General features: G+C 72.5%; 11 protein-coding genes. 4 read left to right on the forward strand and 7 right to left on the reverse strand.

The genetic code is table 11. From position 1 onward, the window contains the following. The first annotated feature begins 195 nt into the window (after positions 1 to 195). Positions 196 to 975, forward strand: a complete 780-nt coding sequence (locus ACFWBT_RS03255; protein ID WP_385695203.1) for an enoyl-CoA hydratase/isomerase family protein — start codon at positions 196 to 198, stop codon at positions 973 to 975. Positions 976 to 1,184: 209 nt separating this feature from the next. Here the strand turns inward: ACFWBT_RS03255 and ACFWBT_RS03260 are convergent, their stop codons facing one another. Continuing rightward, positions 1,185 to 2,150: a hypothetical protein gene (locus ACFWBT_RS03260; protein WP_385695206.1), complete on the reverse strand. Its 966-nt coding sequence runs from the start codon at positions 2,148 to 2,150 to the stop codon at positions 1,185 to 1,187. 374 nt (positions 2,151 to 2,524) lie between these two features. On the opposite strand from ACFWBT_RS03260, the gene ACFWBT_RS03265 reads away from it, so the two are divergent. Then, a complete protein-coding gene (locus tag ACFWBT_RS03265) occupies positions 2,525 to 3,148 on the forward strand; it encodes a flavin reductase family protein (protein WP_385695209.1) in 624 nt (207 codons plus the stop codon). 9 nt (positions 3,149 to 3,157) lie between these two features. Here ACFWBT_RS03265 and ACFWBT_RS03270 read toward each other — a convergent pair whose 3' ends face one another. Then, positions 3,158 to 4,492, reverse strand: coding sequence for an MFS transporter (locus ACFWBT_RS03270; RefSeq protein WP_385695211.1), 1,335 nt, complete (start codon positions 4,490 to 4,492; stop codon positions 3,158 to 3,160). A 71-nt stretch (positions 4,493 to 4,563) separates the two neighbouring features. Between ACFWBT_RS03270 and ACFWBT_RS03275 the strand changes: the two genes are divergently transcribed. Then, entirely contained in the window at positions 4,564 to 5,610 is a 1,047-nt protein-coding gene (locus ACFWBT_RS03275) for a GlxA family transcriptional regulator (RefSeq protein ID WP_385695214.1), read from the forward strand. Positions 5,611 to 5,617: 7 nt separating this feature from the next. Here ACFWBT_RS03275 and ACFWBT_RS03280 read toward each other — a convergent pair whose 3' ends face one another. The 3 genes from ACFWBT_RS03280 to ACFWBT_RS03290 all read right to left on the reverse strand — a co-directional run bounded on the left by ACFWBT_RS03280 (position 5,618) and on the right by ACFWBT_RS03290 (position 8,929). After that, positions 5,618 to 6,676 carry a Zn-dependent alcohol dehydrogenase gene (locus ACFWBT_RS03280; RefSeq protein WP_385695217.1) on the reverse strand — a complete coding sequence of 353 codons (1,059 nt, stop codon included), beginning with the start codon at positions 6,674 to 6,676 and terminating at the stop codon, positions 5,618 to 5,620. A 107-nt stretch (positions 6,677 to 6,783) separates the two neighbouring features. Then, the gene (locus tag ACFWBT_RS03285) at positions 6,784 to 7,986 is read right to left on the reverse strand and encodes an acyl-CoA dehydrogenase family protein (RefSeq protein WP_385695220.1); all 1,203 of its coding nucleotides are present in this window, start codon (positions 7,984 to 7,986) and stop codon (positions 6,784 to 6,786) included. A 31-nt stretch (positions 7,987 to 8,017) separates the two neighbouring features. Beyond that, the gene (locus ACFWBT_RS03290; protein ID WP_385695222.1) at positions 8,018 to 8,929 is read right to left on the reverse strand and encodes an SDR family oxidoreductase; all 912 of its coding nucleotides are present in this window, start codon (positions 8,927 to 8,929) and stop codon (positions 8,018 to 8,020) included. A 96-nt stretch (positions 8,930 to 9,025) separates the two neighbouring features. Here ACFWBT_RS03290 and ACFWBT_RS03295 point away from each other — a divergent pair, with 96 nt between their 5' ends. Further along, entirely contained in the window at positions 9,026 to 9,952 is a 927-nt protein-coding gene (locus ACFWBT_RS03295) for a cyclase family protein (protein WP_385695224.1), read from the forward strand. A gap of 463 nt (positions 9,953 to 10,415) precedes the next feature. On the opposite strand, the gene ACFWBT_RS03300 is transcribed toward ACFWBT_RS03295, so the two are convergent. After that, on the reverse strand, positions 10,416 to 10,877 hold the full coding sequence (locus ACFWBT_RS03300) for an ATP-binding protein (protein WP_385695226.1): 462 nt from the start codon (positions 10,875 to 10,877) through the stop codon (positions 10,416 to 10,418). 479 nt (positions 10,878 to 11,356) lie between these two features. After that, positions 11,357 to 12,484 (reverse strand): acyl-CoA dehydrogenase family protein, encoded by a 1,128-nt coding sequence (locus tag ACFWBT_RS03305; RefSeq protein ID WP_385695229.1) that lies wholly within the window; start codon positions 12,482 to 12,484, stop codon positions 11,357 to 11,359. Between the last annotated feature and the right edge of the window lie 7 nt (positions 12,485 to 12,491).

Consider the following 12,491-nt stretch of genomic DNA (forward strand, 5'->3'; position numbering starts at 1 on the left):
GCACGGGCCCGCGCACCGGCCGGCCGACGCGCGCCCGCCGGGTCACGCCCGCCGCGCGACAGGCCCGCCCCCGACCGCCGTACGAAACGGAGCACCCTCATGACCGACTCCCCCCGTGCGCCCCGCGAAGCTCCCGAATCCCCAGGGTCCAAGAGCCGCGCATCTCACGAATCAACCGAAAAGCCCCTCGACTCATTGATACGTCACGCCACTGACAACGCCGTCTCGTGGATCACCCTCGACCGGCCCGAGGCGATGAACGCCCTCACCTGGGACCAGCGGGGACGCGTGATCGCGCTCCTCGCGGCGGCGTCCGCCGACCCCGGTGTGCGGGCCGTGGTGATCACGGCGACCGGCCGCGGGTTCTGCGCGGGCGCGGATCTTCGGGGCGGTCCGCCCGCCGGGGAGCGGGTGCCCGGCGATGTCGCCCGGACCGTCCGGCTGGGCGCGCAGCGCCTGATCGCCGCCGTCCTCGACTGCGAGAAGCCGGTGATCGCGGCCGTCAACGGCACGGCGGCGGGGATCGGCGCGCATCTCGCCTTCGCGTGCGACCTCGTCCTCGCGGCCGAACCGGCCAGGTTCATCGAGGTGTTCGTGCGCCGGGGACTCGTACCGGACGGCGGCGGGGCCTATCTGCTGCCCCGCCTCGTCGGTCCGCAGCGGGCCAAGGAGCTGATGTTCTTCGGCGACGCGCTGAGCGCCGCGGACGCGGAGCGGATCGGGCTCGTCAACAGGGTCGTACCGCCCGAGGCGTTGGAGAAGACGGCGCGCGAGTGGTCCGAGCGGCTCGCGGCCGGGCCGACCCGTGCTCTCGCCCTCACCAAACAGCTGGTCAACGCCTCCCTGGACGCCGACCGCGGCAGCGCGTTCGCGGCGGAGGCGGCGGCGCAGGAGATCAACATGACGACCGTGGACGCCAACGAGGGCGTGGCGAGCTTCGTGGAACGGCGGACCCCCCGCTACGAGGGCCGCTGACCGGGCCCGACTCCAGCGGGCGGAGCCCGGCCGGCCCGAGCGAGATCAGGGCTGCCCGTTCGGTCCGGCCAGCCCCGCCAACCCCGCCGGTCCCGCTGTTCAGCCCCGCCAGCCCCGCCGGTCCCGCCAGCCCCCTTGTTCAGTCCCGTTCAGCCCAGTCCCGCTCAGTCCAGACCCGTCCCGTCCCGTCCAGACCCGTTCAGTCCCGTTCAGTCCTGCTTCAGGATGCGCAGATCCCCCGCGTCGGGGTCGCCGAACAGCACGAACAGTTCCGGGTCGGCCACGGTGCCGCCCATGGTCCAGTACGTGTCGTGGCCGCAGTGCCCGACGCGGACGACGACGCCGTCCCGTTCCTCGGCGCCCCCGCCGGCGTACGGGTCGTAGCGGCCGCTGGTGTCGAGGAACCACTTGCCGGTGCCGTCGCAGCGCGTGAACTCCTTGGTGCTCACATCCCCGAACTCGGGCTGGGCGGGCATCGACGTCAGTTCGGCCCTGCCGTCGGCGCGCAGCCGCAGCACGGCCCCGTGATCGCCGCGCCAGACGCCGGTGAGCTTGTCGGCGCCGAGCCTCGGGGGCTCGTACTCCTGGATGAGTCCGGTGACCAGGCCCACCGTGCCCGCCGCGACGACCAGTCCGCATGCCCCGAGGGCCGCGAGCGCCGAGCGGAACCAGACGCGGTGGCCGCTCGGCCGGTGCCCGGTGACGCTTTCGCGCCGCCGCATGAGGGCGACACCCAGGGTCGGCGGGACACCGGACACGGCGATCAGCAGGGCCGTGGCCCCAGTGGGCGCGAGGCCGCCGAGTACGACCGCGAGCGTGGCCCAGAGGGTGCCGAGCGCCAGCACGAAGCCCAGGTGCCAGGCGGCCTGGGGACCGGGTGCGCGCCGGGTCACCAGCCGGGCGAGCGTGGCCGCCGGCATCGTATACATCACCGTGTGCAGCAGTCCGAGGACGGCGAGCAGCGGCGGCCCGAAGACCAGCATGCACAGGAAGCCGACGCCGGCGGGTCCACCGCCCAGTCCCACGCCGTGGTCGTCGTCGTCGAACGTCCCGACCCACCGGACGGCGACCGCGACCGCGACCTGTGCCGCGCAGATCGCCGCGGCGAGACTGACCTCGAAGCCGGCCCAGGCCGACCGGGTGCGCGCTGGCCGCCCGGAATCTCCCCACCCCATGGGCCGAAAGATACGCGGGCGAAACACGAGCCTCTCCGAGGGGTCCCGCCACCAGCATCGAGGGGTCCCACCACCCTCTCCGGCGGGCCTGGCCGGGGGCCCGTGCAGGTGGGGCCGACCAGCGGGGCCGGGTCCGGGGCGGCGGCGAGCGTGGCGCCGTACACGGCGAGCGCGGCACCGTACAGGCTGCCGGTGGCGACGGCGCGGCCCTGCCCGGAGCCGACCACGCCGATACCTTCCGAGTCGGCGGCGATCCGGTGCCGTGCACCCCGACCTGTCGGGGTGCCAGGCACCCCGGCCTGTCGCGCCGCCGCCGTCCCGGCCTCGCGAACCCCTTCCCATCTGACACACCGTCAGCTTCAATGGTCGGTGTGATGGGACACGCAGGGATGGCCGCCGCCGCCGTCCGCTACCTCAGGTCGGCCGGGGCCCCCACCGTCGCGGGGCCCGTCGAGGCGTTGCCGCGCCCGGATCTGCGCGCGGTCGGCGACGACGAGCGGGCGCCGGTCGACCCGGCCGAATTCCGGCGGGTGCTGGGCCACTTCGCGACGGGCGTCACCGTGGTGACGGCACCGGCCGCCGGCGACGAGGACGGAGCGGGCCCGGCCGGCTTCGCCTGCCAGTCCTTCGCCTCCCTCTCGCTGGACCCCCCACTGATCTGCTTCCTGGTCGGCCGTACGTCGACGACCTGGCCGCGCATCGCCCGGGCGGGCTCCTTCTGCGTCAACGTGCTCGGCGCCCACCAGGGCGACCTGTGCCGCGGCTTCGCGGTGAGCGGCGCGGACAAGTTCGCCGGGGTCGTCCACGACGCCGCTCCGGTCTCCGGCTCCCCCCGTCTCGCGGGCGCCGCGGCCTGGATCGACTGCACGATCCACGCGGTGCACACGGGCGGGGACCACCTGATCGTGGTGGGCCGGGTGGACGCGCTCGGCACGAGCGGCGACGGCGACGCGGACGTGCCGCCGCTGCTCTTCCACAAGGGCCGGTTCCTCACCTGACCCGGGCCGTCAGGCGGTCGCGGTCGACACCGTGACGGCCAGGGGGGCCGTCGGCCGGCGACGCCGGATCACCAGCACCATCAGCGTGGCCGCCGCGCACAGGGCGCCCGAGGCGTACCAGACCACGTCGTACCTGCCGAAGTGGTCGCGGGCGACGCCGCCGAGGTAGGCGACGAGGGCGGCGCCGACCTGGTGGGAGGCGAGGACCCAGCCGAAGACGATGGCGCTGTCCTCCCCGTACTGCTCCCGGCACAGGGCCAGGGTCGGCGGCACGGTGGCGACCCAGTCGAGGCCGTAGAACACGATGAACAGGATCATCGGCGGGTGCACGGTCGGGTGGAGAAGCATCGGGAGGAAGAGCAGCGAGATGCCGCGCAGGGCGTAGTACATCGCCAGCAGGCGGCGCGGCTCGAAGCGGTCGGTGAACCAGCCCGAGGCGATCGTGCCGACCACGTCGAAGACACCGATGACCGCGAGGAGCGAGGCCGCCGCCGTGACGGGCATGTGGTGGTCGTGGGCCGCGGGCACGAAGTGCGTCTGGATCAGGCCGTTCGTCGAGGCGCCGCAGATCGCGAACGACCCGGCCAGCAGCCAGAAGGGGCCCGTGCGGACGGCGGAGAGCAGCACGGTCACCGCGCGCCGGGCGGCACCCCGCACCGGCTCGGGCTTCGGCACGAACTCCGCCGCCCCGTACGGCTTCTGGCCCACGTCGGCCGGGTGGTCGCGCAGCAGCAGCCAGACGAAGGGGACGACCGCGAGGGCGGCGAGCGCCACGGTGACCGCGGCCGGACGCCAGCTGTGCCGCGTGACGATCCAGGACAGCAGCGGCAGGAAGATCAGCTGGCCGGACGCCGAGGCCGCCGTCAGGATGCCCGTCACCAGGCCCTTGCGCTCGGTGAACCAGCGGTTGGTGACCGTCGCCGCGAAGGCGAGCGCCATCGAACCGGAGCCGAGGCCCACCAGCAGGCCCCAGCAGAGCAGCAGTTGCCAGGCCGCCGTCATCCACACGGTCAGGCCCGAGCCGACCGCGATCACGGTCAGGGCGACCGCCACCACGCGCCGGATGCCGAACCGGTCCATGAGCGCCGCGGCGAACGGCGCCGTGAGTCCGTAGAGCGCGAGGTTGATGGAGACCGCCGCGCTGATCGTGCCGCGCGACCAGTGGAACTCCTGGTGGAGCGGGTCGATCAGCAGACCGGGCAGCGATCGGAAGGCCGCGGCGCCGATGATCGTCACGAAGGCGACGGCGGCGACGAACCAGGCACGGTGGAGGCGGTGAGCGGCGGCGGGACGGGTGGGCCGGGAGTCCTCCGGGGCCGGGGCGGCTTCGCTTGTCTGGGTCACGTCACAGATCTTCGGGGAGGGCGACCCGGCGAACCACTGGCCTGAAGGACAGCATTCGCTAGGATCGGGCCATGGCCATTTCGGGTTCGTTCCGCCGCCACCGTGTCGTCGTGCTCGCCCTCGACGGGCTGCTCCCGTTCGAGCTGGGCATTCCGCAGCGCATCTTCGGCAAGGCGCGGGACACCGACGGACGGCCGCTGTACGAGGTCGTCACCTGCTCGGTCCGGCCGCCCGGCCCCGTCGAGACGGACGCCGACTTCTCCGTCCTCGTCGCCAACGGCCCCGAGGCACTGGCCGGCGCCGACACCGTCGTCGTCCCGGCCTCTTACGAACTCGGACCCGTCCAGCAGGAGGGCATCCTGACCCCGGAGCTGGCCGCCGCCCTCACGCACGTCCGCCCCGGCACCCGCCTCGTCTCCATCTGCACCGGCAGCTACGTCCTCGCCGCCGCCGGGTATCTCGACGGCCGCCCGGCCACCACGCACTGGATGCACGCCGAGCACTTCCAGGAACTCTTCCCGCAGATCCGCGTCGACGCGGACGTGCTCTTCATCGACGACGGCGACGTCCTCACCTCCGCCGGTGTCGCGGCCGGGATCGACCTGTGCCTCCATCTCGTACGCCGCGACCACGGCGCCGTCGTCGCCAACGAGGTGGCCCGCCGCACCGTCGTACCGCCGCATCGCGACGGCGGCCAGGCGCAGTACATCCAGCGCCCGGTGCCGGAGGCGCAGTCGGCCGGCACGACCGCCGCCCGCGCCTGGGCGCTCGGCCGTCTCCACGAGCCCATCCAGCTGCGGGACATGGCCGAGCAGGAATCCATGTCGGTGCGCACCTTCACCCGTCGCTTCCGGGAGGAGGTCGGCGTCAGCCCGGGCCAGTGGCTCACCCGGCAGCGGGTCGAACACGCCCGCCATCTCCTGGAGTCCAGCGACCTGTCCATCGACCAGGTCGCCCGCGACGCCGGCTTCGGCACGGCCCAGTCGATGCGCCAGCACCTGCAGGCCACCCTCGGCGTCACGCCCACCACCTACCGGCGCACCTTCAGGTCGAGCGCGGGAGTCGACGTGACCGGCGGAGCCGAGGGCGGTAACTCCTTCGCCTCCGTGAACCCATGACGTCGCATCAGTCACGCTGGAACGTCAGCACCGCCCTCGCCACCTTCCCCGCGTGCGCGTCCTCGGCCGCCCTCTCGAAGTCCTCGACCGGGTACGTCGCCGTCACCAACTCGTCGAGGAGCAACCGGCCTTCGCGATACAGCTCGGCGTACAGGGCGATGTCCCGCTGGGGACGGGAGGAGCCGTAACGGCAGCCGAGGATGGACTTGTCGAGGTACATCGAGGAGACGAGGAAGGACGCCTCGGCCGTCGCCGGGGGGACGCCGAGGAGGATCGCCTGCCCGTGGCGGTCGAGCAGGTCGACCGCCTGGCGGATGAGTTCGACGCGCCCGACGCATTCGAAGGCGTGCTGGGCGCCGGTGGGGAGGATGTCCTTCACCCCGTCCGTCGAGGTCAGGAAGTGCGTCGCGCCGAACTGGCGGGCGACGGCTTCCTTGGCCGGGTTGGAATCGACCGCGACGATCCTCAGGGCGCCCGCGAGCCGTGCGCCCTGGATGACGTTCAGGCCGATGCCGCCCGTGCCGATGACGAGGACGGTGTCGCCCCGGTCGACCCGGGCCCGGTTCAGGACCGCTCCGACGCCGGTGAGGACGCCGCAGCCGATCAGCGCGGCGGACGTCAGCGGGATGTCCTTCGGAATCCGGACCGCCTGCACGGCCTTCACGACCGTGCGTTCCGCGAAGGCCGAGTTGGCGGCGAACTGGTAGAGCGGCTGCCCGGCTCGCGCGAACGGCCGCTGCGGCATGCCGATCGCCTTGCGGCACATCGTGGGCCGCCCCCGGTCGCACTCGGCGCAGGCCCCGCAGTTGGCGAGCGTGGACAGCGCCACATGGTCGCCGGGCCCGACATGGGTGACGCCGGTACCCACGGCCTCCACCACGCCCGCGCCCTCATGGCCGAGTACCACGGGGACGGGGAAGGGGATGGTCCCGTCCACCACGGACAGGTCGCTGTGACAGAGGCCGGCGGCGGAGATCGCCACCCGGACCTCTCCTGGTCCCGGGTCCCGTATCTCCAGATCGTCCACGACCTGGGTCCGCTTTCCGTCGAAGATCACGCCTCGCATCGCGCCAGCTCCCCTCTTCCCGGGGCACCCCGGGCTGTTCCTGGGCCGTACCGGGCTGTTCCTGGGCCGTATCGGGCTTTTCCTGGCCGTACCGGGGTGGGCCGTGGCTATCCCCGGGGTTCCTTGGGCAGACCGAGCGCGCGCTCGGCGATGATCGTGCGCTGGATCTCGTCCGAGCCGCCGTAGATCGTGTCGGCCCGGCTGAAGAGGAACAGGTGCTGGGTGGCGTCCAGTTCGTACGGCCGCTCCGCCGACCAGTCCGCCGGGCCCACCGCCGCGTCGGCCCCCCGCACCTGCACCGCGAGCTCACCGAGCCGCCGATGCCAGCCGCCCCACAACAGCTTCGCCACGCTCGGCGCCCCCGCGTCCCCGGGGCTCCCCGAACTCCCCAGCGTGCGCAGGGCGTTCCATCGCATCGTGCGCAACTCGGCCCACAGTCGCACGAGCCGGTCGCGTACGACGGGATCGCCGGCCGCGCCCGTGGCGACAGCCGCCCGCAGTACGCGCCCCAACTCCTCGGCGAACCCGATCTGCTGGGCGAGGGTGGAGACGCCGCGCTCGAATCCGAGCAGGCTCATGGCGACCCGCCAGCCGTTCCCCTCCCCGCCGACCACGTGCTCGGCCCGCGCCACCGCCCCGTCGAAGAACACCTCGTTGAACTCACTGGTGCCGGTCATCTGGCGGATCGGACGGACCTCGACGCGGCCGGGCTGGTCCATGGGAACGAGGAGGAAGGACAGGCCGTGGTGGCGGGTGGACCCCGGCTCCGTACGGGCGAGCACGAAGCACCAGTCGGCCTCGTGGGCGAGCGAGGTCCAGATCTTCTGCCCCGTGACACGAAAGACCCCCGACACCGCCCCCTGGTCCCGCACGCCAGTCACCCCGACCGCGCCCGCGTCCACCGCCCGTTCGGCAGTCGTCCGGATGGCCGCCAGGTCCGAGCCCGCGCCGGGTTCGCTGTACCCCTGGCACCACAGCTCACGACCTTGGGCGATCGGCGGCAGGAAGCGCCGCTTCTGCTCCGGCGTCCCATGGGCGAGGAGCGTCGGCGCCAACAGGTTCTCGCCGATGTGCCCGGACCGTGCCGGCGCCTTCGAGCGGGCGTACTCCTCGGCCCACACGACCTGTTGGGTCAGGTCGGCGCGCCGGTTCCCGTACCCGCCCTCCGCCCAGCCGAGCCCGATCCAGCCGCCCCCGCCGAGTTCCCGCTCCCAGGCGCGGCGCGTGGGAGCGACGGCCAGGTGCTCCTCCAGCCAGCTCCGCACCTCGCGCCGGAAGGCCTCGTCCTGCGGACCGAATGCGAAATCCACGCGCTCTCCTCCCAGGGGGCCGAAGCCGGACTCACGCGTTGGGGCGTGTCTTCTCCGCCGCGGCCCGGGCCATCGCCTCCAGTTGTTCCAGCAGCGGCATCGGATCCACGCCGACCGTCCCGGGCAGGAAGTCGGCGATCTTCTCCGGGGTCCAGGCGCCCTCGGCGTATCCGGCGCGCAGTTCGCGGGGCTGGGCCCATACGGCGATCTTGGGCCCGGCGATCGTGTAGACCTGCCCGGTGATGCGTTCCGCGCGGGCCCGGTCCGACAGCAGGTAGACCACGAGCGCGGCCACGTCCTCCGGCTCGCCGATCTCCTTCAGCTCCATGGGCACGTTCGCCGACATGCGGGTACGGGCGACGGGCGCGACCGCGTTCGCGGTGACCCCGTACTTGTGGAGCCCGAGAGCCGCGCTGCGCACCAGCGAGATGATCCCGCCCTTCGCCGCGCTGTAGTTGGCCTGCGCGACCGAGCCCTGGTGATTGCCGCTGGTGAAACCGATCAGCGTGCCCGAGCCCTGTTTGCGCATCACCGCCGAGGCGGCCCGGAAGAGGGTGAACGTGCCCTTGAGGTGGGTGGCGACCACCGGGTCCCACTCCTGCTCGGACATGTTGAAGAGCATCCGTTCGCGCAGGATGCCGGCCACGCACACCACTCCGTCGATCCGCCCGTACGACGCGAGCGCGGTGTCGACGACGTGCTGCCCGCCCGCCATCGTCGAGATGTCGTCGGCCACCGCGACCGCCTCGCCGCCCGCCGCCTCGATCTCCTTGACGACGGTGTCGGCGACCGAACTCGTGGGCTCGGCACCCTCGACGGACACGCCGTAGTCGTTGACGACGACGCGCGCGCCCTCGGCCGCCGCGGCGAGGGCGACCGCCCGGCCTATCCCCCGCCCCGCGCCCGTGACGGCGATGACCTTGCCCGCCAAGAAGTTCCCCACGCCCGGCCCCTTCCCGCAGTTTCTGACGGTCCGTTAGATTCAACTCGGATTCTACGACCCGTCGGATACCTGGAGACAAGCCCCCGGGGAGGACTCATGTCACTGCCGGCCGAGTTCCACGAGATCGCCAAGCGCGTGAACAACTGGGGGCGCTGGGGGGCCGACGACGAGATCGGAACGCTGAACCTCATCACCGACGAGGTGGTACGAGAGGCCGCCGCGACCGTGCGGACCGGGCGCCGCGTGCCGCTCGCCCTCCCCCTCCGACAGGACGGCGTGCAGACCGGGATGATCCCTGGGCGGGTCAATCCGCTGCACACGATGGTGCAGATCAACCAGGAGATCTTCGGCCCCGGCACGGTGGCGTGCAGCGACGACGCCGTCACCATGGGGCTCCAGGCGGCCACCCACTGGGACGCACTGACCCATGTCTCGCACTCCGGCAAGCTCTACAACGGCCGCCCGGCCGGCACCGTCACGCCGCACGGCGGCGCCGAGTTCAGCGGGATCGACAAGCCGCGGCACATCGTCTCGCGCGGTGTCCTGCTCGACGTGGCGCGGGCGCGCGGCGAACACCGGCTGGCCGGTGGACACCCGGTCACCCCCGAAGACCTCGAAGCCGCTGAGGAGTTGGCGGGCACGCGGGTACGGGCGGGCGACATCGTGCTCGTACGGACGGGGCAGATCCAGGTGTATCTGGCGGGCGACAAGCACGGGTACGGATATCCGTCGCCGGGTCTGTCGGTACGCACCCCGGAGTGGTTCCACGCGCGCGATGTCGCGGCGGTCGCCAACGACACCCTGACCTTCGAGATCTTCCCGCCCGAGATCGACGACCTGTGGCTGCCCGTCCACGCGCTCGACCTGGTCGAGATGGGGATGCTGCAAGGCCAGAACTGGAATCTCGAAGAGTTGTCCACAGCCTGTGGACAAGAAAACCGCTACGCGTTCCTGCTGTCGGCGATGCCGGAACCCTTCGTCGGCGGCACGGGCACACCCGTGGCACCCGTGGCAGTGCTCTAGTCGGCAGAGGGCCGGCTGGCGGCGCGCTTCCCCCACTCTCGACTGCGCCCGACCGGGAGGTCCCCCACCTCGCCCCGGGCACGGCAGCGCGCGCCGCCATCCGTCTCCGGCGCGCCCACCCCGCCCCCCTTGGCCCTGGAGGTGTCGACGCCGAATCGCGACCCACACTCGCCGAGGGCTCCCGTCACCGGAACCCTCGCCGTCCCCTCGCGGCGAATCGCTGAACACAAGCGTGATCAAACGGACACGCCACGTCAACACCCGCTCAGCGATTTATTGCGCTACATCCCTTTTGAGACAGCGCGTACGGAAGCACGGCCCGGCGCATTCGGCCACCACGGCGGCCGTGTACAGACGTTTCGTGCATACATGCACGAAAACGCGCCCGTCGTCCCGCGGTCTGACACACCCACGCACGAGAGAATCCGGACCGCCCTACACGGCACGCGTGCGAGGCACGGAACTAGACCGCCTCGTACGCGAAGCCCTCGTAGCCCGGGTACACGGTTCTCGCCGAGGCGCCCGTGGCGCAGCGGTCCACCTCGCACCAGATACGTTTGCCGGCGCCCTCGGGGCTCCAGCCCCAGCGGTCCGCGAGGCCGTCGACGAGCTCCAGGCCGCGGCCGTTGGTCTCGTCGCCCTCGGCATGCCGGGGAATCGGCGGCCGGGCGCTGGTGTCGGCCACCTCGAGGCGCACGGTGGCCGCCCCGGCACCGCCCGGCAGACAGAGGCGCAGGACGGCCGGACACCCGGTGTGCACCACGGCGTTCGTGACAAGCTCCGAGACGAGCAGGATCAGCGTCTCGGCGAGCGGTTCATCGGCCTCTATCCCGGACCCCGTGAGCCTGGAACGGGCCCACCGCCGGGCTCGCCCCACCTCTGCGGGGTCGGGCCTGATCTCCAGCTGCACTTGAAGCACCTGCACCGCTCACACCATCCGAACCGGCGGACACATCGCCTCGCGCCTCACAAGGGCCACGATCGTAGCCATTTTCTGCATGGCCAGAACAAGGATCACGGAACGTGATTCCCTTGCGAGACAGCATGGTTGACGTACAGTCACCCCAACAAGCGCTTCGGGCATATTCCAGCGCGAAGGAGTACGCGTGCGGCATACTGTGCGACGCTCGCCACGGGGAGTCGAACAGGCAGGTACGGGGGTCCGTCCTGCCTCGCGAGCGGCGTGCATCGCCGGGTTCGGTGCGGCCTCAGGGGCAACACCGGGATGGCTCAGCCTCAGAACCACTCGCATCCCACACAAGGTACCGGAGCTCGGCGCCGACTCCAGGCCGTGACAAGTCACGCCTAGGACACAACCAGGTCTCAACGCTCCGTGATTCCGCTCCGCCACGATCCGCGACATCCGCTCGCCCGCGTCCCGCGGCGCCCCAGGACAGAGGCCCTCTAGGCCGTCCCGGCCGGCAGATCGTCCGCCAGCTCCTCCTCGCTCCTCGTGGTGCCACCCGCACGGTGTGTCCGTATCCACGCCCTCTTCAGGTGCAGATGGATGTCGGACTCCCAGGTGAAGCCCATGCCGCCGTGCACCTGGAGACAGTCGCGGGCGCCGCGCACGGCGGCCTCGTCGGCGAGCAGCCGGGCCGCCGCGACATCCACCGGGTCGGCGGTGACCGAGGCGGCGTAGACGGCCGCGCGAGCCATCTCGACCCGCACGAGCATGCCCGCGCACAGATGCTGCACCGCCTGGAAGGCCCCGATCGGCTGCCCGAACTGCTCGCGCGTCCGGGCGTGTTGCACGGCCGCCTCGCAGGTCCGGGCGGCACTCCCTAGCTGCTCGGCGGCGGTGAGAAGGGATATGAGGAGCGCGTCCCCGGCCGACGGCTCCCCGGTACCGAGCGCGTCCGGCACCGGGGACCCACCGGGCCCGCCCGGCACCGGGAAGCCAAGCCCGTCCCGGGCCGGGGAGCCCCCAGGCACGTCCGACACCGGGAAGCCCCCAGGGTCGCCCTGGACAGGCGGACCGCCGGGACCTCCGCCTGTCCGGGGGGCACGGGGTGCGTCGCCCGCCGTCCGGGGGGAACGGAGTGCGCCGCTCGCGGGGCGCGGGGCTGCGGAGGCGGGGAGCCGGTGCAGGGGGGTCAGCGGGTCCACCGAGGCCAGCGGCTCGGCTCCGGCGGCGTCCCCGCGGACGATGTCGGCCTCGTCCAGCCATTCCACGAGCCCCTCGTCGACGGAGGTCACGACCACCTCGCCGGTGGCCGCCCCGGCCACGGCGCCCGCGGCGAGATGCGTGGCGATCAGCGGGCCCGGCAGCAGGACCCGCCCCGCTTCCTCGAAGGCCAGCACGGCCTCCGGAAGGCCCTGCCCGACGCCGCCGTCGGCCTCGGGCAGGCGCAGCGCGAAGAACCCCGCCGCACCGAGCTCACGCCACAGCTCCCGGTCGAGGACACCCCCGCGCTCCCCCTCCCCCCGGTCCACGGCCGCGCGCAGGGCCGCCCGGCCGAACCGGCCCTCCAGCAGTTCCCGTACGCCCTGCCGCAGAGCCCGTTGATCGTCGGTGAGCCTGAAGTCCATGTTCCGA

The sequence above is a fragment of the Streptomyces sp. NPDC060027 genome, from assembly GCF_042737005.1.
Lineage (GTDB): Bacteria > Actinomycetota > Actinomycetes > Streptomycetales > Streptomycetaceae > Streptomyces.